Annotated in this window: 21 protein-coding genes; 9 read left to right on the top strand and 12 right to left on the bottom strand. The window is 61.3% G+C overall.

Annotation, left to right across the window (positions count from 1 at the left end):
• Window positions 1-52: 52 nt before the first annotated feature.
• The 4 genes from lpdA to AC1RME_RS09205 are packed head-to-tail and all read right to left on the bottom strand — an operon-like array spanning window position 53 to window position 4,998.
• Window positions 53-1,426: a dihydrolipoyl dehydrogenase gene (lpdA, locus tag AC1RME_RS09220; RefSeq protein WP_096822557.1), complete on the bottom strand. Its 1,374-nt coding sequence runs from the start codon at window positions 1,424-1,426 to the stop codon at window positions 53-55.
• Window positions 1,427-1,430: 4 nt separating this feature from the next.
• Window positions 1,431-2,702 carry a dihydrolipoamide acetyltransferase family protein gene (locus AC1RME_RS09215; RefSeq protein ID WP_096822556.1) on the bottom strand — a complete coding sequence of 424 codons (1,272 nt, stop codon included), beginning with the start codon at window positions 2,700-2,702 and terminating at the stop codon, window positions 1,431-1,433.
• Window positions 2,703-3,761, bottom strand: a complete 1,059-nt coding sequence (locus AC1RME_RS09210) for an alpha-ketoacid dehydrogenase subunit beta (RefSeq protein WP_085711528.1) — start codon at window positions 3,759-3,761, stop codon at window positions 2,703-2,705.
• A 1-nt stretch (window position 3,762) separates the two neighbouring features.
• The gene (locus AC1RME_RS09205) at window positions 3,763-4,998 is read right to left on the bottom strand and encodes a 3-methyl-2-oxobutanoate dehydrogenase (2-methylpropanoyl-transferring) subunit alpha (protein ID WP_007965287.1); all 1,236 of its coding nucleotides are present in this window, start codon (window positions 4,996-4,998) and stop codon (window positions 3,763-3,765) included.
• Window positions 4,999-5,183: 185 nt separating this feature from the next.
• On the opposite strand from AC1RME_RS09205, the gene bkdR reads away from it, so the two are divergent.
• Entirely contained in the window at window positions 5,184-5,672 is a 489-nt protein-coding gene (gene bkdR / locus AC1RME_RS09200; protein WP_096822555.1) for a Bkd operon transcriptional regulator BkdR, read from the top strand.
• A gap of 55 nt (window positions 5,673-5,727) precedes the next feature.
• Here the strand turns inward: bkdR and AC1RME_RS09195 are convergent, their stop codons facing one another.
• Together AC1RME_RS09195 and AC1RME_RS09190 are read right to left on the bottom strand one after the other, a co-directional pair.
• Window positions 5,728-6,135, bottom strand: a complete 408-nt coding sequence (locus tag AC1RME_RS09195) for a hypothetical protein (RefSeq protein ID WP_096822554.1) — start codon at window positions 6,133-6,135, stop codon at window positions 5,728-5,730.
• Between the two features lie 151 nt (window positions 6,136-6,286).
• On the bottom strand, window positions 6,287-7,150 hold the full coding sequence (locus AC1RME_RS09190; protein WP_096822553.1) for an MBL fold metallo-hydrolase: 864 nt from the start codon (window positions 7,148-7,150) through the stop codon (window positions 6,287-6,289).
• Window positions 7,151-7,249: 99 nt separating this feature from the next.
• On the opposite strand from AC1RME_RS09190, the gene AC1RME_RS09185 reads away from it, so the two are divergent.
• The 3 genes from AC1RME_RS09185 to AC1RME_RS09175 are packed head-to-tail and all read left to right on the top strand — an operon-like array spanning window position 7,250 to window position 9,681.
• Window positions 7,250-7,588, top strand: coding sequence for an ArsR/SmtB family transcription factor (locus AC1RME_RS09185; protein ID WP_007952897.1), 339 nt, complete (start codon window positions 7,250-7,252; stop codon window positions 7,586-7,588).
• 38 nt (window positions 7,589-7,626) lie between these two features.
• Entirely contained in the window at window positions 7,627-8,871 is a 1,245-nt protein-coding gene (locus tag AC1RME_RS09180; RefSeq protein ID WP_096822552.1) for an NAD(P)/FAD-dependent oxidoreductase, read from the top strand.
• 9 nt (window positions 8,872-8,880) lie between these two features.
• Window positions 8,881-9,681: a sulfite exporter TauE/SafE family protein gene (locus AC1RME_RS09175; protein ID WP_096822551.1), complete on the top strand. Its 801-nt coding sequence runs from the start codon at window positions 8,881-8,883 to the stop codon at window positions 9,679-9,681.
• Between the two features lie 46 nt (window positions 9,682-9,727).
• On the opposite strand, the gene AC1RME_RS09170 is transcribed toward AC1RME_RS09175, so the two are convergent.
• Window positions 9,728-10,678 carry a polysaccharide deacetylase family protein gene (locus AC1RME_RS09170; protein ID WP_096822550.1) on the bottom strand — a complete coding sequence of 317 codons (951 nt, stop codon included), beginning with the start codon at window positions 10,676-10,678 and terminating at the stop codon, window positions 9,728-9,730.
• Window positions 10,679-10,827: 149 nt separating this feature from the next.
• On the opposite strand from AC1RME_RS09170, the gene AC1RME_RS09165 reads away from it, so the two are divergent.
• Window positions 10,828-12,483, top strand: a complete 1,656-nt coding sequence (locus AC1RME_RS09165; protein ID WP_096822549.1) for an MFS transporter — start codon at window positions 10,828-10,830, stop codon at window positions 12,481-12,483.
• On the top strand, window positions 12,480-13,622 hold the full coding sequence (locus AC1RME_RS09160; protein ID WP_096822548.1) for an HlyD family secretion protein: 1,143 nt from the start codon (window positions 12,480-12,482) through the stop codon (window positions 13,620-13,622). Before AC1RME_RS09165 ends, AC1RME_RS09160 begins: the two co-directional genes overlap by 4 nt.
• Before the next feature lie 2 nt (window positions 13,623-13,624).
• On the opposite strand, the gene copD is transcribed toward AC1RME_RS09160, so the two are convergent.
• Window positions 13,625-14,482: a copper homeostasis membrane protein CopD gene (gene copD, locus AC1RME_RS09155; protein WP_096822547.1), complete on the bottom strand. Its 858-nt coding sequence runs from the start codon at window positions 14,480-14,482 to the stop codon at window positions 13,625-13,627.
• A 3-nt stretch (window positions 14,483-14,485) separates the two neighbouring features.
• Complete coding sequence (copC, locus tag AC1RME_RS09150; protein WP_096822546.1) at window positions 14,486-14,848, bottom strand: copper homeostasis periplasmic binding protein CopC; 363 nt, start codon at window positions 14,846-14,848, stop codon at window positions 14,486-14,488.
• 194 nt (window positions 14,849-15,042) lie between these two features.
• Here copC and AC1RME_RS09145 point away from each other — a divergent pair, with 194 nt between their 5' ends.
• The gene (locus AC1RME_RS09145; protein WP_007952885.1) at window positions 15,043-15,663 is read left to right on the top strand and encodes a TetR/AcrR family transcriptional regulator; all 621 of its coding nucleotides are present in this window, start codon (window positions 15,043-15,045) and stop codon (window positions 15,661-15,663) included.
• A 40-nt stretch (window positions 15,664-15,703) separates the two neighbouring features.
• Here AC1RME_RS09145 and preA read toward each other — a convergent pair whose 3' ends face one another.
• From preA to hydA, 3 genes are all read right to left on the bottom strand, one after another.
• Entirely contained in the window at window positions 15,704-16,978 is a 1,275-nt protein-coding gene (gene preA, locus AC1RME_RS09140) for an NAD-dependent dihydropyrimidine dehydrogenase subunit PreA (RefSeq protein WP_096822545.1), read from the bottom strand.
• The gene (locus AC1RME_RS09135) at window positions 16,979-18,346 is read right to left on the bottom strand and encodes an NAD(P)-dependent oxidoreductase (protein WP_096822544.1); all 1,368 of its coding nucleotides are present in this window, start codon (window positions 18,344-18,346) and stop codon (window positions 16,979-16,981) included.
• A 181-nt stretch (window positions 18,347-18,527) separates the two neighbouring features.
• Window positions 18,528-19,967, bottom strand: a complete 1,440-nt coding sequence (hydA, locus tag AC1RME_RS09130) for a dihydropyrimidinase (RefSeq protein WP_096822543.1) — start codon at window positions 19,965-19,967, stop codon at window positions 18,528-18,530.
• 621 nt (window positions 19,968-20,588) lie between these two features.
• Here hydA and AC1RME_RS09125 point away from each other — a divergent pair.
• Window positions 20,589-22,073: an NCS1 family nucleobase:cation symporter-1 gene (locus AC1RME_RS09125; protein ID WP_096822542.1), complete on the top strand. Its 1,485-nt coding sequence runs from the start codon at window positions 20,589-20,591 to the stop codon at window positions 22,071-22,073.
• 30 nt (window positions 22,074-22,103) lie between these two features.
• Window positions 22,104-23,387, top strand: coding sequence for a Zn-dependent hydrolase (locus tag AC1RME_RS09120; RefSeq protein WP_096822541.1), 1,284 nt, complete (start codon window positions 22,104-22,106; stop codon window positions 23,385-23,387).
• Window positions 23,388-23,424 lie beyond the last annotated feature (37 nt).

Here is a 23,424-nt window from a genome sequence, read left to right as displayed (position 1 = left end):
GAGCAGCAGATTTATTAGCCTGCTTATGAAAAAACTCCCCCGCGTCGGGTTTTTACAGGTGCAACGCATGCCCGAGGGCACGCAACGCCGCTTCCTGCACCGCTTCACCCAGTGTCGGGTGCGCGTGGATGGTGCCGCCGATGTCCTCCAGTCGCGCGCCCATTTCCAGGCTTTGCGCGAACGCGCTCGACAGTTCCGACACCCCGACACCGACCGCTTGCCAGCCAACAATCACATGATTGTCCCGACGGGCGACCACCCGCACGAAGCCGGTTTTCGATTCCAGGGTCATCGCCCGACCATTGGCCGCGAACGGGAAGTTCGACACGATGCAGTCCAGTCCGGCAGCCTTGGCTTCATCCGGCGTCTTGCCGACGACCACCAGTTCCGGGTCGGTGAAGCACACGGCAGCGATGGCGGTCGGGTTGAATTCGCGGGTCTTGCCGCTGATCAGCTCGGCGACCATCTCGCCTTGAGCCATGGCTCGGTGGGCCAGCATCGGCTCGCCGCTCAGGTCGCCGATGGCGTAGACGTTGCGCATGCTGGTCTGGCAGCGGCTGTCGATCTTGATCGCCGAGCCGTTCATGTCCAGGTTCAACGCTTCGAGGTTCCAGCCCTGGGTGTTGGGTTTGCGACCGACGGCCACCAGCACCTGATCGGTTTCCAGGTTCAGGGTGTCGCCGTTCGGGTCGCGGACCTGCAACGTACCGTCGAAGCCCAGCACGCTGTGCTTGAGATACAGCTTCACGCCCAGTTGCTTAAGCGCGTCGTGCACCGGTTGGGTCAGTTCGGCGTCGTAGGCCGGCAGGATCCGATCCTGTGCCTCGACCACACTGACCTCGGCGCCGAGCTTGCGGTAGGCAATGCCCAATTCCAGACCGATGTAACCACCGCCGACCACGATCAGGCGTTTCGGTACCGACTTCGGCGCCAGTGCTTCGGTCGACGAAATGATCGGCCCGCCAATCGGCAGGATCGGCAGGTTGACGCTTTTCGAGCCGGTGGCCAGCACCAGATGTTCGCACTGGATGCGGGTGTCGCCGACGTCCACGGTCTTGCCGTCGATGACCTTGGCCCAGCCATTGATGACCTGAACCTTGTGCTTCTTCAGCAGCGCGGCGACGCCGGTGGTCAGGCGATCGACGATGCCGTCCTTCCACTCGACGCTCTTGGTGATGTCGAGGGTTGGCGCGGAAACGCTGATGCCCAGTGCCGAATGCTGATTGTGATGTTGAGTCTGGTGAAACTGCTCGGCCACATGAATCAGCGCTTTCGACGGGATGCAGCCAATGTTCAGACAGGTGCCGCCCAGCGATTCGCCCTCGACCAGAATGGTCGAAATGCCCAGTTGTCCGGCACGAATGGCCGTTACATAACCGCCAGGGCCGCCGCCGATGATCAGCAGCGTGGTGTTCAGAGTTTGCATTGCATCACTCCACAAACAGGGTCGCGGGTTGTTCGATCAGGCCACGAATGGCCTGGATGAAGAGCGCCGCGTCCATGCCGTCGACCACGCGGTGATCGAAGGAGCTGGAGAGGTTCATCATCTTGCGGATCACCACCTGGCCTTTGACGACCATCGGGCGTTCGACGATTTTGTTCACACCGACGATCGCCACTTCCGGCAGGTTCAGCACCGGGGTGCTGACGATGCCGCCGAGGGCGCCGAGGCTGGTCAGGGTGATGGTCGAGCCGGACAGTTCATCGCGGCTGGCCTTGCCATTGCGGGCGGCGTTGGCCAGGCGGGAAATTTCTGCCGCGCTGTCCCACAGGCTGCGCGCCTCGGCGTGACGCACCACCGGCACCATCAGGCCGACATCGCTTTGGGTGGCGACGCCGACATGCACCGCGCCGAGGCGGGTGATGACCTGGGCTTCGTCGTCGTAGCGGGCGTTCATCTGTGGGAAGTCGCGCAGGGCGACGACCAGTGCACGCACCAGGAACGGCAGCAGGGTCAACTTGCCACGGCTGGCGCCGTGTTTTTCGTTCAGGTGGGCGCGCAGTTCTTCAATCGCGGTGACGTCGATTTCCTCGACATAACTGAAGTGCGCGGCACGCTGAGTGGCGTCCTGCATGCGCTGGGCAATCTTGCGGCGCATGCCGATCACTTGAATCTGTTCTTCATCGTTACGCTGGGCGTAAGCGGCGGCGACAGGTGCTGACGCGTTCGACTGACCTTGCGCCAGATAGGCGTCGAGGTCTTCGTGCAATACGCGCCCGGCCGGACCGGAACCACGCACCAGACGCAGTTGGATGCCCAGATCCAACGCATGTTTGCGCACGGCCGGCGAGGCCAGCGGGCGCTCATCGGCTTCGCGGGCGACCATCGGGCCCTGGCAAACCGGAGCCGTACGTGGCGCGGCGGGTTTGCTTTCAACGACAGCTTCAACTTTTGCTGCGACAGGTGCTTCTTTCGCCGCAACAGGCGCCGGTTTGTCGGACTCCTTCAGATTGCCAGCGCCTTCCACTTCGATGCTGATCAGAATACTGCCGACCGCCATCACTTCACCCGGCTGACCGCCGAGTGCAATCACCTTGCCGTGGACCGGCGACGGAATGTCGACCATCGCCTTGTCGGTCATCACATCCGCCAGCACCTGATCTTCAACGACCAGATCGCCGACCTTGACGTGCCACTGCGACAGTTCTACTTCTGCGATGCCTTCGCCGATGTCCGGCATCTTGATAACGTGCGTGCCCATTCAGACCTCCATGACCCGTTTCAGCGCCGCGCCCACTCGGGACGGCCCAGGGAAATACGCCCACTCCTGCGCGTGCGGGTAGGGGGTGTCCCAGCCGGTGACGCGCTCGATCGGCGCTTCCAGGTGGTGGAAGCAATGCTCTTGCACCAGCGATACCAGTTCGGCGCCGAAACCGCAGGTGCGGGTGGCTTCGTGAACCACGACGCAGCGGCCGGTTTTCTTCACGGATTTGACGATGGTTTCCAGGTCCAGCGGCCACAGGCTGCGCAGGTCGATGACTTCAGCATCAACGCCGGATTCTTCGGCGGCGACTTGCGACACGTAGACGGTGGTGCCGTAGGTCAGCACGGTCACGTCCTTGCCCGGACGGGCGATGGCGGCGACGTCCAGCGGCACGGTGTAGTAACCGTCAGGCACCTGCGCGGCCGGGTGTTTCGACCACGGGGTTACCGGACGTTCGTGATGGCCGTCGAACGGGCCGTTGTACAGGCGTTTGGGTTCGAGGAAGATCACCGGGTCATCGTTTTCGATGGAGGCGATCAGCAGGCCCTTGGCGTCATACGGGTTGGACGGCATGACAGTGCGCAGGCCGCAGACCTGGGTGAACAGGGCTTCGATGCTCTGGCTGTGGGTCTGACCACCGTAGATGCCGCCACCGCAAGGCATGCGCAGGGTCATCGGCGCAGTGAATTCGCCGGCCGAGCGATAACGCAGGCGTGCCGCCTCGGAAATGATCTGGTCGTAGGCTGGGTAGACGTAGTCGGCGAACTGGATTTCCACCACCGGACGCAGACCGTAGGCGCCCATGCCTACGGCGGTCCCGACAATGCCGCTCTCGGAGATCGGCGCGTCGAACACCCGCGAGGTGCCGTACTTGGCCTGCAGGCCTTCGGTGCAACGGAACACGCCGCCGAAGTAGCCGACGTCCTGGCCGAACACCACAACGTTGTCGTCACGCTCAAGCATCACATCCATGGCCGAGCGCAGGGCCTGGATCATGGTCATGGTGGTCGTGGTCATGGCGGTTTCCAACTGAATATTGTTGTTGTGATCGTTCATGTCAGATCCCCAACTGCTGACGCTGGCGCTTCAAGTGCTCCGGCATCTCTTTGTAGACGTCTTCGAACATGGTCGCGGCGCTTGGAATCTGGCCGCCGGCGAGGGTGCCGTACTGTTCGGCCTGTTTCTGCGCGGCGATCACTTCGGCTTCGAGCTCGGCGCTGACGGCGGCGTGCTCTTCTTCCGACCAGTGGCCGACCTTGATCAGGTGCTGTTTCAGGCGGGCGATCGGGTCGCCGAGCGGGAAGTGGCTCCAGTCATCGGCAGGACGGTATTTGGACGGATCGTCGGAGGTCGAGTGCGGGCCGGCGCGGTAGGTGACCCACTCGATCATGGTCGGGCCGAGGCCGCGGCGGGCGCGTTCGGCTGCCCAGGCGGAGGCGGCATAGACCGCGTAGAAATCGTTGCCATCAACCCGCAGCGAGGCGATGCCGCAACCGACGCCGCGTCCGGCGAAGGTGGTGGCTTCACCACCGGCGATGGCCTGGAAGGTCGAGATCGCCCACTGGTTGTTGACCACGTTGAGAATCACTGGTGCACGGTAAACGTGAGCGAAGGTGAGGGCAGTGTGGAAGTCCGATTCGGCGGTGGCGCCGTCGCCGATCCAGGCCGAGGCGATTTTGGTGTCGCCCTTGATTGCCGAAGCCATGCCCCAGCCCACGCCCTGGATGAACTGGGTCGCGAGGTTGCCGGAAATGGTGAAGAAACCGGCGTCCTTGACCGAGTACATGATCGGCAGCTGACGGCCCTTGAGCGGGTCGCGCTCGTTGGACAACAGTTGGCAGATCAGGTCGACCAGCGGTACGTCGCGGGCCATCAGGATGCTTTGCTGGCGGTAGGTCGGGAAGCACATGTCGTCGATGTTCAAGGCCAGGGCCTGAGCGCTGCCGATGGCTTCTTCGCCAAGGCTTTGCATGTAGAACGACATTTTTTTCTGACGCTGGGCGACCACCATGCGGTTGTCGTAGATCCGGGTCTTGAGCATGGCACGCATGCCTTTGCGCAGGATCTCGACCGGTACGTTCTCGGCCCATGGACCGAGAGCATTGCCCTGGTCGTCGAGCACACGGATCAGGCCACGGGCCAGGTCTGCGGTGTCGGCGGGTTCAACGTCGATGGAAGGTTTGCGCACCGTGCCGGCATCGGTCAGATGCAGGTAGGAGAAATCGGTTTTGCAGCCTGGGCGGCCCGAGGGTTCAGGGACGTGCAGACGCAGCGGTTCATACGCTTGGGTCATGGCTTCTACGCTCGATCTTGTGAATTTCTTGTAGTGAGCTGGCAGTCATTCTTCGATAAAAGAAATCTTGTCCTACAACAATCATAGGCCCGGGCAAGAAGAATATTTCTCTCTGTTTCGTTGCACTGGAGATCATTTGCAGATAGAAATTCTGCATAAACATAAAAAATAGGTGGTTTTGTCTCATGCGCAAGCTGGACCGTACCGACATCGGCATTCTCAACAGCCTTCAAGAGAACGCGCGCATTACCAATGCCGACCTGGCCCGTTCGGTCAATCTGTCACCGACACCGTGCTTCAACCGGGTCAAGGCGATGGAAGAGTTGGGCCTGATTCGCGAGCAAGTGACTCTGCTGGACGCCGACCTGCTCGGGCTGCACGTGAACGTGTTCATTCACGTGAGCCTGGAGAAGCAGGTAGAGGAAGCGCTGCAGCATTTCGAAGAGGCGATTTCCGACCGGCCGGAAGTCATGGAGTGCTACCTGATGGCCGGCGACCCGGACTATCTGATCCGGGTGCTGGTGCCGACCATTCAGTCGCTTGAGCGGTTCATGATGGACTTCCTGACCAAGGTGCCGGGCGTGGCCAACATCCGGTCGAGTTTTGCGCTCAAGCAGGTGCGTTATAAAACGGCGTTGCCGTTGCCGGCGAATGGTTTGACGTTGGGTGTTTGAAGTCTGGGGTGCAGGGCTATCGGGTCAGCAGACGTCCTGCACATTGCCACAGGCATCAGAAAATGCGTCGGTACAGGTTGCAAATCAACGGGAATATCACTTTGTGAGCCAATTCAAGGGCGATGTAGGCAACGACGGCAGCAAGAAAAGGGTCGAAACCGAGTGTGGTATCGGTCAGCCCGCCAAGATTGGTGAAGTAGGTGAAATGGTTAACGCAGCCCGGTGTGTCGAAGGTGAGGCCATATTGGGCGACACTGTCGGGAACGGCGCTGGACTCGCAGATTTTCGTTCCGGCAGTTCCCTCGAACTTCAATAGCCAGCCTAATGCCAATATGGACGCCACCCCAAGAATATCCGCTACAAGCCCGAACCTCCTCCCCATTCCTATGAAAATGACCTTGGATATCGCTAGCTCAACGAGCATTAGAAATGCGGTTCCCAATATAAAAAATGTAGTCGTCATCGAGGATCTGGCTCCAAGCCTTGGAAAAGCAAAATGCGTCATCAATGATGGCAAGTGGCCTTTATTTGGGCAAGGAATAGTCTTTGGAAGACAAATGCTTGGAGCTATCCGTGTCTGCTGACAGGCAGGCACTTCTTATTGTTTTGGCACCTTATAACTTGTTGACAGGGATCTTCAGGTAAGTCACGCCATTGTCCTCCGCCGGCGGCATGTTCCCCGCCCGCACATTCACCTGAATCGCCGGCAGCAACAGCGTCGGCATGCCCAACCCGGCATCACGTTTGGTGCGCATCTCGACGAACGCGGTTTCGTCGACGCCGTCATGCACATGGATATTGCTTTTACGCTGTTCGCCAACGGTGGTCTGACACTGTGAGGCGCGACCTTGCGGCGGGTAGTCGTGGCAGACATAGAGCTTCACGCTGGCGGGGAAGGCCAGCAGTTTGTGGATCGAATTGAACAGTTGATTCGCGTTGCCGCCGGGGAAGTCGCAACGGGCAGTGCCGACGTCGGGCATGAACAGCGTGTCGCCGACCAGGATCTGTTCGCCGTCGATCAAGTAGGCCATGTCCGCCGGGGTGTGGCCGGGGACGTGCAGGGCGGTGGCCTTGAGATTGCCGATCCTGAATGGCTCGTTCGGCGCGAACAGGTGATCGAACTGCGAACCATCGACGCGAAATTCCGGCTCAAGGTTGAACAGCGCCTTGAACACGTTCTGCACTTTGCTGATCGATTCGCCAATCGCGATTTTTCCGCCCAGTTCGCGGCGCAGATAGGGCGCGGCGGACAGGTGATCGGCATGGGCGTGGGTTTCCAGCAGCCACTGCACTTGCAGGTTATGGGCGCGAACAAAGGCAATGATCTTGTCGGCCTGGGCCGTGCAGGTGCGACCGGCGGCGCCGTCGTAATCAAGCACCGGATCGACGATTGCGCACTGCCCGCCATCGGCCTCGTAGACCACGTAGCTGTAGGTCGAAGAGGCGGGGTCTAGGAAAGCTTCAATCAGCGCGGGCATGGACACGGTCCTGTGCAGGAAGGTGGAAAGTCAGGGTTGCAACACTTTATGTAAAAACATAATGTTCGCAGCTTAAGTGACGTTGAAGGCATCCTGCAAATGCAATCCAGTCTGACCGAATGTGAAGTCGCCCAGCTGCGGGCCTCGGCCTCCAAGGCCTGTTCGCTGCTCAAGGCCTTGGCCAACGAGGATCGGTTGTTGATCCTGTGCCAGTTGACCCAGGGCGAACGCAACGTCGGCGAGCTGGAGAAAATGACCGGCGTGCGTCAGCCGACCCTGTCCCAGCAATTGGGCATCCTGCGTGATGAAGGGCTGGTCGCGACCCGTCGTGAAGGCAAGTACATTTTCTACGGCCTCGCCAGTCATGAAGTCATCCAGGTGATGAAAACACTGTCCGGACTCTACTGCGGAGCCGTGCTCAAAAGCTGGGCGCAATAGACCCGGCTATCCTTGCGTGCAGCAATAAGGAACAAGCAATGAACGATCAACACTGGGGCCCATCCATCAGTGCGGACATCGTGGTCATCGGCGGGGGCACTGCCGGCATCGGTTTTGTCGCCAGCCTGCTCAAACGTGACCCGTACCTGAATATCACGGTGATCGAACCGAGTGCCCAGCATTACTACCAACCGGCCTGGACGCTGGTCGGCGGTGGCGCCTACGACGCCAAAGACACCGCCCGACCGATGAACAAGGTACTGCCGCGTCAGGCCACCTGGATTCAGGCGGCAGTGACCAACATCGATCCCGACACACGCCAACTCACCCTCAACGATCAACGCACTGTCACCTATCAGAACCTGATCGTCTGCCCCGGCCTGCGCCTGGCGTGGGAGAAGATCGAAGGTTTGCAGGAAAGTCTCGGCCAGCACGGCGTGACGTCCAACTACAGCTATCAGCATGCGCAATACACTTGGGAACAGGTGCAGAAATTGCGCGGCGGCAAGGCGCTGTTCACTCAGCCGGCGATGCCGATCAAATGCGCCGGTGCCCCTCAGAAGGCGCTCTATCTGTCCTGCGACCACTGGCTCAAGAAGGGCGTATTGAACAAGGTCGAGGTTGAGTTCAACCTGGCCGGTGCCGCGCTGTTCGGCGTGGCGACCTTCGTGCCGCCGCTGATGAAATACATCGAGAAATACAACGCACGGCTGGCGTTCAATTCTAATCTGGTGAAGGTCGATGGCCCGTCGAAAACCGCCTGGTTTGACATCAAGGACGCGGACGGCAACGTCACCCGTGAGGCGAAAACCTTCGACCTGCTGCACGTGGTGCCGCCGCAGGTTTCGCCGGACTTCATCGCGCAGAGTCCGCTGGCCGAAGCCGCCGGCTGGTGCGAGGTCAACCCGCACACGCTGCAACATCCGCGTTATCCCGAAGTGTTTGCGCTGGGCGATATCTGCGGCACCACCAATGCGAAAACCGCGGCGGCAGTGCGCAAGCAGGTCGTGGTGGTGGCGGAAAACCTGCTGGCGTTGCGCAAGGAACTGGCGCTGCCGCTGAAGTACGACGGCTACGGTTCCTGCCCGCTGACGGTGGAGAAGGGCAAGGTGATCCTCGCCGAGTTCGGCTATGGCGGTAAGTTGCTGCCGACCTTTCCCCTCGACCCGACCGTGCCGCGCCGTTCTGCATGGTGGCTGAAGGCGACCCTGCTGCCGTGGTTCTACTGGCACGGCATGCTCAAGGGCCGCGAGTGGCTGACGAGCCTGTCCAAAGTCGACTGAGAACACTCTATGTTGCTGGCAAGTCTGTTTGGCGTGTTGATGGGGTTGATCCTCGGTCTGACCGGGGCCGGCGGCGGGATTCTCGCGGTGCCGGCGCTGGTGCTCGGGCTGGGCTGGACGATGACGCAAGCGGCGCCGGTGGCGTTGTTCGCCGTCGGCAGCGCGGCGGCGGTCGGTGCCATCGACGGTCTGCGCCATGGTCTGGTGCGTTATCGCGCGGCGCTGTTGATTGCGGCACTTGGTGCAGTGTTTTCGCCGGTGGGCATCTACTTCGCCCATCAGTTGCCGGAAAAGATCCTGATGATCCTGTTCAGCCTGCTGATGGTGATGGTGGCGTGGCGCATGCTGCGCCGCGAACGCCAGGAGCCGGGCCCGAGCGATCATGGCCACGCCAGTTGGGGGCAGAAGAACTGCATGCTCAACGAACAGACCGGACGTTTCGACTGGACCGCCAAATGCACCGCGACCCTGGCGGCGTTGGGTGCAGTTACCGGTGTAGTGTCGGGGCTGCTCGGTGTTGGCGGCGGGTTTCTGATCGTGCCGGCGTTCAAGCAACTGACCGATGTGCAGATGCGCGGCATTGTCGCCACGTCCTTGATGGTCATCAGCCTGATTTCCGCCATTGGCGTGATCGGCGCATTTCATGCCGGGGTGCGGATCGATCATCTGGGCGCGGCGTTCATCGTGGCCAGCATCGTCGGCATGATCGTCGGCCGCAAACTTTGCGCGCGGGTACCGGCGCGGGCGTTGCAGGTGGGGTTTGCCAGTGTGTGTCTGGTGGTCGCGGCTTATATGCTGCTGAGGGCGTGAGTCGTTAAGCAGAGAGAAAATCGCAGCCTTGGCTGCGATTTTTTTGTCACTGGTCGTACGCCGCCTCGGTGTTGTCGATCAGCGGGTTTTTCTCGGTCAGCACCACCTGGGCAATCTGATCCTTGCGCATGAATGTCACCTTCGGATGCGATTGCGCGTAACGGATAAAGCGTTCCATCGCCTCGACCATCGCCGGCGTGCCGCCGATGCGGTCGTGCAGACTCACCGACATCATCCGCCGCTTGCTCGCGCCTTCGGCGTAGAGGCGATCGAATTCCAGCACCAGTTGCTGATAGAACTGCTCGGCGGAGAAGTGCCGGCCCTCGATCAATACGATGTCGTTGTTGCGCAGGGTGTAGGGCACCACGGCGAATTTGCGCCCGCGAACCATCGTCACGAAGGGTTCGTCGCGGCTGACGTCGTCGATGTGGTAGGTGAAATTCAGATCCTGCAGGACCTTCAACGTATTGGGACTGCGCCGCAGCCAGTTGGCGTTGTAGCCGACCGAGCGCTGGCCGGTGATTTTTTCCACGGCTGCGACGCCGTCGCCGATGAACTGTTTTTCCTGGGCGTAGTTCATGTTGTACGAGTCGGCCCAGCGCATGCCGTGGGCTGCCAGTTCATGGCCGCGCTCGGCGATGGCCTTGGCCAGTTCCGGGTGCTTGAGCGCCGCTTCGCCGACCACATGGGAAGTGACCTTGATGCCGGTGCGGTCCCACAGATCAAGCATGCGCCACAATCCTTCCTTGTAGCCGTAATCGAACCAGGTCTGCGCCGGCAGGTCCGGGTAGCCTTTGGGCAACGGTGTACCGGAGAACGGACTTTCAGCGCCTTCGGGCTGGCCGCCGGTTTCGAATTGCATCGACACCGAAATCACCAGTTGCGAGCCATCCGGCCAGGGACGTTCCTGGGCGAAGGCGAGGGTAGGCAGCAGCAGGGCGGCTGCCAGCAGGTTTTTCAGCAGACGCGGGGAGCGTTGCCAGCGGGAAGTGGTCATAACGGGCACCTTGCAGGTTGAGAAGTGCTGCAGGTTGGCATTCGCAACGCTTGGGAAAAATCCGCTGCGTGCGAGATGACCTTTAAACAAAATTTACGAATCCCGGCGACCCCGGCACACTGATGCCATCTTCGGCACAAGGCCTTTCAATGAATCAATACGCCCCGCGCGACTGGCAGCCTCACGAGAAGCCCAGTCTGCCCGGTTCCCCCTCGACGCCGCTGCACTCCAACCCCAGGCGCCTGGCCTATGCGCTGGTGGGGTTGCTGGTGGCGCTGACCGGTGGTTTGGGCAATTCGCTGGTGGTCGCCAACCTGCCTTACCTGCAAGGCGCGATCGGCGCGACCACGGCCGAAATGGCCTGGCTGCCGGCGGCGTATGTAATGACCAACGTGTCGATGAACCTGCTGCTGGTGAAGTTTCGCCAGCAGTTCGGTTTGCGGGCGTTCACCGAGGTGTTCCTGGTTTTGTATGCGCTGGTGACGTTCGGCCATTTGTTCGTCAATGACCTGAGCTCGGCGATTGCGGTGCGTGCCGCTCACGGCATGGTCGGCGCGGCGTTGAGCTCGCTGGGCCTGTATTACATGGTGCAGGCGTTCCCGGCCAAATGGCGGATGAAGGCGCTGGTGCTGGGCCTTGGTACTTCACAATTGGCGTTGCCGCTGGCCCGGTTGTTTTCCGAAGACCTGCTGCAAATCGCCGAATGGCGCGGCCTGTACCTGTTCGAATTGGGCATGGCGCTGCTGTCGCTCGGCTGCGTGTTGATGCTCAAGCTGCCGCCGGGTGACCGCTTCAAGACCTTCGAACCCCTCGACTTTCTCACCTTCGCCATCCTCGCCAGTGGCGTTGCACTGTTGTGCGCGGTGTTGTCTTTGGGCCGGATCGACTGGTGGCTCGAGGCGCAATGGATCGGCATCGCCCTGGCCGCATCGATTGCCCTCATCCTCGCGGGGCTGGCCATAGAACACAACCGCAGCAACCCGATGCTGATGACCCGCTGGCTCGGCAGCGGAGTGATGATCCGCCTGGCGCTGGCGGTGATCCTGATTCGCATGGTGACCTCGGAGCAATCCACCGGCGCCGTGGGTTTCATGCAGAACCTGAACATGAGCAGCCAGCAGTTGCACAGCCTCTACGTGGTGATGCTGATCGGCAGCGTCGCCGGGCTGCTGACCAGTGCGCTGACCATCGACCCGAAGCACCTGCTGATGCCGCTGATTGTGTCGCTGGCGTTGATGGCCACCGGTTCGATCATCGACAGCTCTTCGAACAACCTGACCCGTCCCGAAAACCTCTATTTCAGCCAGTTCCTGCTGGCGTTCGGCAGCACATTCTTCCTCGGCCCGACCATGGTCCTCGGCACGCGCAACGTGCTGACCAATCCGCGTAATCTGGTGAGCTTTTCGGTGTTGTTCGGGATCTGCAACAACTTAGGCGGCCTGATCGGCGCAGCGTTGCTGGGGACATTCCAGATCGTGCGCGAGAAATTTCATTCCAGCCATATCGTCGAGCAACTGGTGCTGTCCGATCCGTTGGTGGCCGCCCGGGTACAAAGCGGCGGCTCGGCGGTCGGCTCCCTGATTGCGGACCCGAGCCTGCGCAACCTGCAAGGCATTCGCAGCCTGGCCAACGCCGCTACCCGCGAAGCCAACGTGCTGGCCTACAACGATGTGTTCATGCTGATTGCGGTGATCGCGATCTTGACCATGATCTGGATTTCCCTCCGTGCGCTGTGGCTGATCAGCACCACCAAAGCCGTCGCCCCGACACCTTCCGTACCTTCCAGCGGTGCCACTTCTTCATGACCGAACCGACCACCACGACCACCAATGCCATCGCCGCCACTCCCGAGGGGGAGGCGCCGCCGTCATCACCGAACACTGAACCGCGCTCGCTGCGGGTGCGGATCATCTCGTCGCTGGGCTTTGCCGCGATTGCCATCGTCGGTGTGCTGATCGTGCTCTACGCCTGGCAGTTGCCGCCGTTCAGCAGCGCGGTCGAGACCACTGAAAACGCCTTGGTGCGGGGGCAGGTGACGATCATCGGTCCGCAGCTCAGTGGTTATGTGTTTGAAGTACCGGTGCAGGACTTCCAGTTTGTGAAGGAGGGCGATTTGCTGGTGCGTCTCGATGACCGCATTTATCAGCAGCGTCTCGATCAGTCGCTGGCGCAACTGGCGGTACAGAAGGCTGCACTGGCCAACGTCGTCCAGCAGCGCAACAGCGCCGAAGCGACGATCAAGTTGCGGCAGGCGGTGGTGGCTGATAGCGAGGCGCAGCTGCGCAAAAGCGAGGCTGACTTGCGACGCAACACGGCGTTGGTCAATGACGGCTCCGTCTCCAAGCGCGAGATGGACGTGGCGCTGGCCGCCAATGCGCAGGGCATCGCGTCGGTGGCGCAGGCCAAGGCCAACCTGGAAATCGCCCGGCAGGACCTGCAAACGGTGATCGTCAATCGCGGCTCGCTGGAAGCAGCGGTGGCCAGCGCCGAGGCGGCGGTGCAACTGGCGCGGATCGATCTGTCCAACACCCGGATCATCGCCCCGCGCGACGGCCAGCTCGGGCAGATCGGCGTGCGCCTCGGTGCCTACGTCAATTCCGGAGCGCAGTTGATGGCGCTGGTGCCGGATCAGAAATGGGTGATCGCCAACATGAAGGAAACCCAGATGGACAACGTGCGGGTCGGGCAACCGGTGACCTTCACCGTGGATGGCCTGAACCACCGCAAGTTCACGGGTCATGTGCAGCACATCTCGCCGGGCACCGGTTCCGAATTCGCCTTATTGCAGGCCGACAACGCCACCGGCAACTTCGTGAAAATCGCTCAGCGGGTGCCGGTGCGTATCACCATCGATCCGGGGCAGCAGGAGAGCGAACGGTTGCGACCGGGGATGTCGGTGGTGGTCAGCATTGATACAGTGGCGGGTGATACCCAGAAGCACTGACTTCAGGCGGCGATCATCGGGGGCAGGGTGCCGAGCACGGACACGGCCGCCACGGCGCCGATCCCCAGCAACCATTCGAGCATCACGCTGCGCTTGAGGGTGTCGATCCGTTGTTCGCAATCACTGATGCGCAAGCGGTTGAACAGCGCCAGTGCGAGCATGCCGAACACCAGCAATGCCTTGATCAACAGAATCAGGGCAAATCCCGAGAACAACGGCGTCGGCCACCATTGGCCGGTGAGGACGCGCACGTTGATCAATCCGGTCATCAACAGACCGGCGACTAGCACGTAACCGAGCCCACTGAACCGTTGCAGGACCTCACGAACCGTTTCGCCGGACTGGCGCAGGATCATCACCAGCATCAGCAGACCACCGAGCCAGGCGCCGACGCACGTCAGGTGAACCACCTGATTGAGGATCAGCATCTGGCCGCTGAAGCCGTCGAGCATGGCCCCGTGACCGACCGGGGCGAGGGTCATCAGCAGCAACGCGCTCAGGCCCAGCCGCAATGGTTGGCTCGATCGCCACGGGGTAAACAGCAACGCCAGCAACAGTGCATTGATCAGCAGATGCCAGCGCCACACCTGACCGAAAAACGTATGGCCCAGCACCAGCTCGACGGTGTCCGGATCGAACGCCGCAGCGGCCGAACCGGCCATGCTCGCGGTGATCAGCAACGCCCAGGCAACGCCGCTGACCAGCGCAATCGCCGCCAGCCAACGGGCCAGCCGCGCCAGGTGTCGATCCAGCGCCGGCGCTTCACCCTTGAGCAGCAGCGGCCGGAACAGCCAGGCCCCGAACAGCATCAACACCACGATGAAATGCAGGAACCGGCACAACACCAGCGCTTCACTCATGAATTACTGGCCAACCTTGAACTGATAGGCGCCTTCGCTCTTGTGCGTATCGACCGACACCGCATGCCATTCGACCTTGTATTCGCCAGCAGTCAATGGTGCTTCGGGGGTGACGATCAGGGTTTTCTTGTCGCCTTCGGTGGTCAGCGGCTTGACCTTCACCGGCGCGCCATCGTGGGTCACGATGACTTTGGTGAAGCTGGCTTCGACGCCTTCGGAAAACACCAGGCGCAGATCCGCAGGCGCGGCGACGGTGCTGTCGGCGGCCGGGGTCTGGCTTTTCAGATGTGCGTGGGCGAACGCCTGGGAAGTGACGACCAGCGAGGCAAGCAGCGCGCCGGCGGTGAACAGGTTTTTCAGCTTCATGGGCAATCCCTTTTCAGTGAGTGACGGCGGACAGTATAGGGTGTGCCGTGCACGTTGCCTTGAGGTGAGACAAGGAGGCGGGTGGCGATCCTAAACCAGAAAAATGCCCGGGTGTGTGAAGAATCGTTCTTGGCTGTCGCCCCTTGCCCAGAGCGGATGCTAGTCTTCAACAACGTTGTCTTCAGGGAGCCCTCATGGGCAATCACAAGATCGAAATCCGCCGCACCAATGTCGACAAGATCCTGCTGGCGGCGGAAAAGGTATTCGCCGAAAAAGGCTTCGGTGGCACCGCCATGGCCGACATTGCCGCCGAAGTGCAATTGCCGCGTTCCAACCTGCATTACTACTTTTCGACCAAGAGCGAGCTGTACAGCGCGGTGCTGTTCGACCTGCTGGAAGTGTGGAAGCAGGACGCCCTGTGCTTCGAGATGTTCGATGATCCGCGAGTGGTGCTCAGCAGCTACATCCGCGCCAAGATGAACCACTCGCGCAGCCGGCCTTACGGCTCGAAAGTCTGGGCCAACGAAATCATCCACGGCGCGCCGACCCTGGGCGAGGCGCTGGATGTCAGCCTGTACGACTGGGCCAAGATGAAAGAGGCGAAGATTCGTCAGTGGGTGGAGGACAAGCGGATTCTGCCGGTGGAGCCGTCGAGCCTGCTGTACATGATCTGGGCGTCGACCCAGCACTATGCCGACTTCGATCACCAGGTGAATATTTTGAATGAGCATCAGCCGTTGTCGGACATGCAGTTCGAGCGGGCGGTGCAGACGGTGACGAGTGTGATTTTGCGGGGGATCGGGTTGGAGCCTTGATCGATCGTTCCCACGCATCGACGTGGGAACGATCTGTGACTCAGGCACTTACATGGTAGGGATTGCGCGGATCATGATTCCAGTCCAGAAACGGCTTGCCCGTCTCCATCGGCACCATCTCGATGCAATCCGCCACCGGGCAGGTGATCTGACACAGATTGCACCCCACACACTCATCATCGATCACTTCATATGTGTGCGTGCCATCGGCCTGTTTCAGGCTGCTGATTGCCTGGTGTGATGTGTCTTCGCAGGCAATGTGGCACCGCCCGCAACCGATGCACGCTTCCTGATCGATCTTCGCGATGACCTGATAGTTGATGTCCAGGTACTTCCAGTCGGTCGTATTGCCCACCGCACGTCCGGAGAACTCGGCGATGCTGGCGTAGCCTTGACTGTCCATCCACCGCGACAAGCCATCCTTCATCTCATCGACAATCCGGAACCCGTGGAGCATCGCCGCCGTGCACACCTGCACCGCACCGCTGCCCAGTGCAATGAACTCCGCCGCATCGCGCCAACTGCCGATGCCACCGATGCCGCAGATCGGCAGGCCTTGAGTTTGCGGATCACGGGCGATTTCCGCGACCATGTTCAGCGCTATCGGTTTGACCGCCGAGCCGCAATAACCGCCGTGGGTGCTTTTGCTGCCGACGGTGGGCAGGGCGACCATGTGTTCGAGGTCGACGCTGGTGATCGAATTGATGGTGTTGATCAGCGATACCGCATCGGCGCCGCCCCGGTATGCGGCGCGGGCGGCGACGCGGATGTCGGTGATGTTCGGTGTGAGTTTGACGATCACCGGCAGCGAGCAATAGGTCTTGCACCAGCGCGTGACCTGCTCGACGTACTCCGGCACCTGACCGACTGCCGCGCCCATGCCGCGTTCGGGCATGCCGTGGGGGCAACCGAAGTTCAGCTCGATGCCGTCGGCGCCGGTGGCTTCCACCAGTGGCAGGATGTTTTTCCACGACTCTTCGACGCAGGGCACCATCAGTGACACGATCAACGCGCGATCCGGCCAGTCTTTTTTAACCTGGGTGATTTCCCGCAGGTTGATTTCCAGCGAGCGGTCGGTGATCAGTTCGATGTTGTTGATGCCCAGCACTTCGCGGTTGGCGCCGTAATGCGCCGAGTAACGCGAAGAGACGTTGACCGCCGCCGGGTCTTCACCCAGGGTTTTCCAGACCACGCCGCCCCAGCCGGCCTCGAAGGCGCGCACCACGTTGTAGGCCTTGTCGGTCGGCGGCGCGGAGGCCAGCCAGAACGGGTTGGGGGCTTTGATACCGGCGAAGACAATCGAGAGATCGGCCATTTACGCAGCCTCCACGTTGAGCATCAGTTGAGCGTTGATCGCCTCGGCGGCGCGCTTGCCGTGTTGCACCGCTTGCACGGTCAGATCCTGATCGAGGCTGGTGCAGTCGCCGCCGGCATACACGCCGGGGATGCTGGTACGCAGGTTTTCATCGACCTGGATGCGTTCGCCCTGACGCTTGAGTTCGCGGGCCAGCGGGTCGGCGAGGGCGCTGCCGTCGAAGGCCTGGCCGATGGCTTTGAAGATCGCATCGGCGGCCAGCTCGAACGTCTCGCCAGTGGTTTGCAGGCGACCTTCCACCAGATGCGTACGGGCGAAGCGCATGCCGCGCACCTTGCCCTGAGCGTCGAGCAGCACTTCGTCCGGTTGCGCCCAGGTCAGCAGCCGCACCTGATTGGTCTTGGCGATGTCCTGTTCATGGCCGGTTGCGCCCATGTCCGCAGCGCCACGGCGATAGACCAGATTGACGTCGCGGGCACCGAGGCGGGCCATTTGCACGGCCATGTCGATGGCGGTGTTGCCGGCGCCGAGGACGATGCAGTGTTCAGCCAGCGGCAGTTGCGACAGGTCATCGGCCTGGCGCAGTTCGCGGATGTAGTCGGTGGCGGCGAGCAGGCCGGGGGCGTCTTCGTGGGCCAGACCGAGTTGCTTGCTGGCGTTCAGACCGAGGCCGAGGAACACCGCATCGAACTGCTGATGCAGTTCGCTCAAGGTCAGGTTGTCGCCGAGTTTCTGCCCGTGGCGGATTTCGATGCCGCCGATTTGCAGGAGGAAATCCAGTTCCTTCTGCGCGTAGTCGTCGACCAGTTTGTATTTGGCGATTCCGTATTCGTTGAGCCCGCCAGCCTTCTCCCGCGCTTCGAAAATCACCACGTCATGACCGTGCATGGCGCTGCGATGCGCGCAGGACAGACCCGCCGGGCCGGCACCGACCACGGCGATGCGTTTACCGGTGGCGGCGGCGCGCTGGAACGGGTGCTCGGTGAAGTGCGCGTTATCCACGGCGTAGCGTTGCAGCAGGCCGATCAGCACCGGCGCGCATTCATGGGCGTTGTTGCGCACGCAGGCTTGCTGGCAGAGGATCTCGGTCGGACAGACCCGCGCGCAACTGCCGCCGAGGATGTTCGCCGAGAGGATTTTCTGCGCGGCGCCCGGCACGTTGTCCTGATGGATATTGCGGATGAACGACGGGATGTCGATTTCGCTCGGGCACGCATTCACGCACGGCGCGTCGTAGCAATACAGGCAGCGCGAGGCTTCCAGATGCGCCTGACGGTCATTGAGCGGTGGCGCCAGATCGGTGAAATGGCCGGCGAGGGCGGCCGCACTTTCGTGCGGGTGCGGGAGATGATTCAGGGTCTCGATCACGGTTTTTTGCCTCACGGTTATTTGAGGTTTTCTGCCTCTGTCGGGCAGTGGTTTTTTGTTGTCGATCGTTCCCACGCTCTGCGTGGGAATGCCTCAAGGGACGCTCCGCGTCCAGTGACGCGGAGCGTCACGGGCTGCATTCCCACGCAGAGCGTGGGAACGATCATCGGTAATCAGGAAGTCAGCGTTTGACGGCCACAGGTCTGTGCAACTCAGCTCGCTTGCTCAACAAGTCAAACACCGCCGGATACGCCGGCCGTTCGATATACCGCCCGGCCCCGCGCTCGGCGCGCAGGTCGCCGTCGGCCCAGACCAACCGGCCCTGGCTGACGGTATGGCTCGGCACACCGGTCACGGTCTTTCCTTCGAAGATGTTGAAGTCCACCTGCTGATGGTGGGTCTTGGCGGAGATGGTGCGGGTGCCTTGCGGGTCCCACAGCACCAGGTCGGCATCGGCGCCGACGCGGATCGCGCCCTTGCGCGGATAGAGGTTGAAGATTTTCGCGGTGTTGGTGGAGGTAAGCGCGACGAAGTCCTGCATCGACAACCGCCCGGTGTTCACCCCTTCATCCCACAACACCGCCATGCGGTCTTCGATGCCGGCGGTGCCGTTGGGGATCTTGCTGAAGTCGTCGCGGCCGGCGGCTTTCTGCTCGGCGCAGAAGCAGCAATGATCGGTGGCGGTGGTGTGCAGATTGCCGCTCTGCAAGCCATGCCACAGCGCCTCCTGATGCCCGCGCGGGCGGAACGGCGGGCTCATCACGTAACCGGCGGCGGTCTGCCAGTCCGGGTGCTGGTAGACGCTGTCGTCCAGCAGCAGATGCCCGGCCAGCACTTCGCCGTAGACCGGTTGACCCTTGCTGCGGGCGTAGGTGATTTCGTCGAGGGCTTCCTGGGTCGAGACGTGTACCAGGTACAGCGGCGTGCCGATGGTTTCAGCGATGCGGATCGCCCGGCTCGCGGCTTCACCTTCGACCTGCGAGGGCCGCGACAGCGGGTGCGCTTCCGGCCCGGTGATGCCCTGGGCCATCAACTTGCGCTGCAGGTGATAGACCAGTTCGCCGTTTTCCGCGTGCACGGTCGGCACGGCGCCGAGTTCCAGGCAGCGCTCGAAACTCGCCACCAGCGTGTCGTCGGCGGCCATGATCGCGTTCTTGTAGGCCATGAAATGCTTGAAGCTGTTGATCCCGTGATGGCTGACCAGTTCGGCCATTTCCTCGCGGACCTGCTCGCTCCACCAGGTGATCGCGACGTGGAAACCGTAGTCGGAGGCGGACTTCTCCGCCCAGCCACGCCACTGATGAAACGCTTCGAGCAGCGACTGCTGCGGATTGGGAATCACGAAATCGATGATCGAGGTGGTGCCACCGGCCAGGCCTGCGGCGGTGCCGCTGTAGAAGTCTTCGCTGGCCACGGTGCCCATGAACGGGAGTTGCATGTGAGTGTGTGGATCGATGCCGCCGGGCATCAGGTATTGGCCGCTGCCGTCGAGCACTTCGGCGCCGGCGGGAATATCCAGGTTTTCACCAATGGCTTTGATCACGCCGTCAGCGCAATAGACATCGGCGCGGTAACTTTCATCATGGGTAACAACGGTGGCGCCACGGATCAACAGAGACATTCCGAGTTCCTCGCAGGCATGACCGACTTGTGCCGGTTCTAGATGTTTTATTGTTTTCAGCGCCAATGCGTAATCTTGTCAGCGCTGTCAGGAATAGACGCTAGTCGCAGTTTTACAATTGAGCAAGAATATTTTTTATAAGCTTATATCTGTTTTAAGTTACTGATAAATAAAGATAAAAATACAAAATCACCAAAATGGTGAGGTGCTTCACCATTTTGACGCACTTGACAGGTTGGAAATATGAGCAAGATTTCCTATGTGAAATCAGCCGCTTGAAGTTGAGCTGCGGTTGATCGCCCACGACGAAAAAAAGTGCAGTGCACCAGATTGAGTCCTGACAGTTCGGACAACTTGCCTGGCATTTAGCCTGAGTGTTCAGTCAAGTTTTCACGGCCTCATAAGGTAAATAATTAAAACTGATAAACATCAGTAAGTTACAAGAAATAGAAAGCACGGCCCTAGCGCCAAGCGGTTCCCCCGGCACGTTTATTGATGCCGCCGCTGACACCATGGCCGGTGCAAGAAAGTTGTCAGTTCCTCCGGCCATCGTCCGGCTTGCACCCGCGTGTGCAGCCGCCTGATGAGCAAAAAAATAATCAGAAGAACAGTGGAGCGGCCATGCAACAGAACAGATCACAAGTGATTGAGCGCGACGGCTTGTTCGAGCTCGAAGCCGGCAGCGACGTCCTCGACAGTCCCCGTTACAACCACGACATGGCACCGACCAAGGTGCGCGAACGAACCTGGAACAAATGGCACATCACCGCGCTGTGGATCGGCATGTCGATCTGCGTGCCGACCTACACCCTAGGCGGGGTGCTCACCGCGTACTTTGGCCTGACCGTTGGCGAGGCCTTGCTGGCAATTCTGTTTGCCAACGTCATCGTCCTGATTCCTCTCACGCTCAACGCGTTTCCCGGCACCAAGTACGGGATTCCGTTTCCCGTGCTGCTGCGTTCGTCGTTCGGGATTCTCGGCTCCAACGTGCCGTGCCTGATCCGGGCGCTGGTGGCGTGCGGCTGGTTCGGCATCCAGACCATGTTCGGCGGGCTGGCGATTCACCTGTTTCTCGGCTCGGTGTTTGAGGGCTGGAAATCCCTCGGCGGGACGGGGGAGGTGATCGGTTTCATGATTTTCTGGGCGCTGAACCTGTGGGTGGTGATTCGGGGAGCCGAGTCGATCAAGTGGCTGGAAACCCTGTCGGCACCGTTGCTGGTGGCGGTCGGCATCGGGTTGCTGGTGTGGGCCATGCCCAATGTGTCGATGACTGAACTGCTGGCGATTCCGCCGAAGCGTCCCGAAGGTGCGAGCGTGGTCAGTTACTTCGCCGCCGGGCTGACAGCGATGGTCGGTTTCTGGGCCACCCTGTCGCTGAACATTCCCGATTTCAGCCGATATGCCCGCAGCCAGAAGGATCAGATCCTCGGGCAGATTTTCGGCCTGCCGCTGACCATGTTCCTGTTCGCCGCACTGGGCGTGGTGATGACCGCCGCGTCGGTGAAACTGGTGGGCGTCAGCGTCTCCGATCCGGTGACCCTGATCGGCCATATCCAGAGCCCGGTGTGGGTCGCGGTGGCCATGGCGCTGATTATCATCGCCACGCTGTCGACCAACACCGCCGCCAACATCGTCTCGCCAACCAACGATTTCCAGAACATCGCGCCCAAGGTCATCAACCGCACCAAAGCGGTGATCCTCACTGGCTTCGTCGGTCTGGCGCTGATGGGCCATGAGCTGCTGAAAAAGCTCGGATGGATCGTCTCCGATGTCAGCCTGGAAACCGTGTATTCCAACTGGCTGCTGGGCTATTCCAGCCTGCTCGGGCCGATCGCCGGGATCATGGTGGTGGACTATTTCCTGATCAAGAAACAGCAACTGGACCTGGCCGGCCTGTACCGCGACGACGTGTACCCGGCGTGGAACTGGGCCGGGTTCATCGCGTTCGGCGTGCCGGTGGTGCTGACCCTGCTGTCGCTGGGCAGCAGCGCATTCAGCTGGTTTTACAGCTACGGCTGGTTCACCGGCTCGGCGCTGGGCGGATTGATCTATTACGGGTTGTGCGCGATGCGGACCAGCCCGGTGGTCGTCAAATCGCCGTTGTAATTCCCATAAGAACTGCCTGAGGAGATCCCCATGAACGCAGCCGTAGACGTTCTGCAATCGACCCATCAGCACATCAACCGCGATCGCTTGTGGGCGTCGCTCATGGAACTCGCCAAACTCGGCGCCACGGTCAAGGGCGGGGTCTGTCGCCTGGCCCTGACGGACCTCGACCGCCAGGCCCGCGACCTGTTCGTGCAGTGGTGCAAGGACGCCGGTTGCAGCGTCACGGTCGATGAAGTCGGCAACATCTTCGCCCGCCGCCCCGGCCGCAATCCGAACCTGCCCCCGGTGATGACCGGCAGCCACATCGACACTCAGCCCACCGGCGGCAAGTTTGACGGCTGCTTTGGCGTGCTGGCCGGGGTCGAAGTGTTGCGCACCCTCAATGACCTGGGCGTGGAAACCGAGGCGCCGCTGGAAGTGGTGGTCTGGACCAACGAAGAGGGCTCGCGCTTCGCCCCGTGCATGATGGGCTCCGGCGTGTTCGCGGAAAAATTCACCCTCGAAGAAACCCTGGCCAAGGTCGATGCCGACGGCGTGACCGTTGGTGAAGCGCTGAATGCCATCGGCTATGCCGGGCCACGCAAGGTCAGCGGGCACAAGGTCGGGGCCTACTTCGAAGCACATATCGAACAAGGACCAATCCTTGAAGACGAGCAGAAAACCATCGGCGTAGTACTCGGCGCGCTGGGGCAAAAGTGGTTCGACCTGAAACTGCGCGGCGTCGAAGCCCACGCCGGCCCGACCCCGATGCACCTGCGCAAGGATGCTCTGGTCGGCGCTTCGGTGATCGTCGGCGCGGTCAATCGTGCCGCCCTCGGCCACCAACCCCACGCCTGCGGCACGGTCGGTTGCCTGCAAGCCTATCCCGGCTCGCGCAACGTCATTCCCGGCGAAGTGCGCATGACCCTCGACTTCCGGCATCTGGAACCGGCACGTCTCGACTCGATGATCAACGAGGTAAAACAAGTCATTGAAGCGACGTGCGAAGAACACGGCCTGAGCTATGAACTGACCCCGACCGCCGACTTCCCGCCGCTGTACTTCGAAAAAGGCTGCGTCGAAGCCGTGCGTGGCGCCGCCAAAGGTCTGGGCCTGTCGCACATGGACATCGTCAGCGGCGCCGGACACGACGCAATCTTCCTCGCCGAGCTCGGCCCGGCCGGGATGATCTTCGTGCCGTGCGAAGGCGGCATCAGCCACAACGAAATCGAAAACGCCGCGCCGGACGATCTGGCGGCCGGCTGTGCAGTGTTGCTGCGGGCGATGCTGGCGGCTTCGGCGGCGGTGGCGGGAGGGCAGCGCGCAGCCTGACTTGAAACTGTCATCTGTACGTGCGACGTTGCCGCCC

This window comes from Pseudomonas sp. GW822-FHT03F08, assembly GCF_058801265.1.
This window is presented reverse-complemented; position numbering and strand designations above follow the sequence as displayed.

Bases quoted from the DNA above. Each gene is read 5' to 3' on its own strand.
- AC1RME_RS09185 (WP_007952897.1), top strand. From the start codon at position 7,250: ATGCAATCCAGTCTGACCGAATGTGAAGTCGCCCAGCTGCGGGCCTCG.
- AC1RME_RS09210 (WP_085711528.1), bottom strand. From the start codon at position 3,761: ATGAACGATCACAACAACAATATTCAGTTGGAAACCGCCATGACCACG.
- copC (WP_096822546.1), bottom strand. From the start codon at position 14,848: ATGAAGCTGAAAAACCTGTTCACCGCCGGCGCGCTGCTTGCCTCGCTG.
- AC1RME_RS09195 (WP_096822554.1), bottom strand. From the start codon at position 6,135: ATGACGACTACATTTTTTATATTGGGAACCGCATTTCTAATGCTCGTT.
- hydA (WP_096822543.1), bottom strand. From the start codon at position 19,967: ATGTCTCTGTTGATCCGTGGCGCCACCGTTGTTACCCATGATGAAAGT.
- bkdR (WP_096822555.1), top strand. From the start codon at position 5,184: ATGCGCAAGCTGGACCGTACCGACATCGGCATTCTCAACAGCCTTCAA.
- AC1RME_RS09190 (WP_096822553.1), bottom strand. From the start codon at position 7,150: ATGCCCGCGCTGATTGAAGCTTTCCTAGACCCCGCCTCTTCGACCTAC.
- AC1RME_RS09145 (WP_007952885.1), top strand. From the start codon at position 15,043: ATGGGCAATCACAAGATCGAAATCCGCCGCACCAATGTCGACAAGATC.
- AC1RME_RS09215 (WP_096822556.1), bottom strand. From the start codon at position 2,702: ATGGGCACGCACGTTATCAAGATGCCGGACATCGGCGAAGGCATCGCA.
- AC1RME_RS09125 (WP_096822542.1), top strand. From the start codon at position 20,589: ATGCAACAGAACAGATCACAAGTGATTGAGCGCGACGGCTTGTTCGAG.
- AC1RME_RS09170 (WP_096822550.1), bottom strand. From the start codon at position 10,678: ATGACCACTTCCCGCTGGCAACGCTCCCCGCGTCTGCTGAAAAACCTG.
- AC1RME_RS09120 (WP_096822541.1), top strand. From the start codon at position 22,104: ATGAACGCAGCCGTAGACGTTCTGCAATCGACCCATCAGCACATCAAC.
- lpdA (WP_096822557.1), bottom strand. From the start codon at position 1,426: ATGCAAACTCTGAACACCACGCTGCTGATCATCGGCGGCGGCCCTGGC.
- AC1RME_RS09165 (WP_096822549.1), top strand. From the start codon at position 10,828: ATGAATCAATACGCCCCGCGCGACTGGCAGCCTCACGAGAAGCCCAGT.
- preA (WP_096822545.1), bottom strand. From the start codon at position 16,978: ATGGCCGATCTCTCGATTGTCTTCGCCGGTATCAAAGCCCCCAACCCG.
- AC1RME_RS09180 (WP_096822552.1), top strand. From the start codon at position 7,627: ATGAACGATCAACACTGGGGCCCATCCATCAGTGCGGACATCGTGGTC.
- AC1RME_RS09205 (WP_007965287.1), bottom strand. From the start codon at position 4,998: ATGACCCAAGCGTATGAACCGCTGCGTCTGCACGTCCCTGAACCCTCG.
- copD (WP_096822547.1), bottom strand. From the start codon at position 14,482: ATGAGTGAAGCGCTGGTGTTGTGCCGGTTCCTGCATTTCATCGTGGTG.
- AC1RME_RS09175 (WP_096822551.1), top strand. From the start codon at position 8,881: ATGTTGCTGGCAAGTCTGTTTGGCGTGTTGATGGGGTTGATCCTCGGT.
- AC1RME_RS09160 (WP_096822548.1), top strand. From the start codon at position 12,480: ATGACCGAACCGACCACCACGACCACCAATGCCATCGCCGCCACTCCC.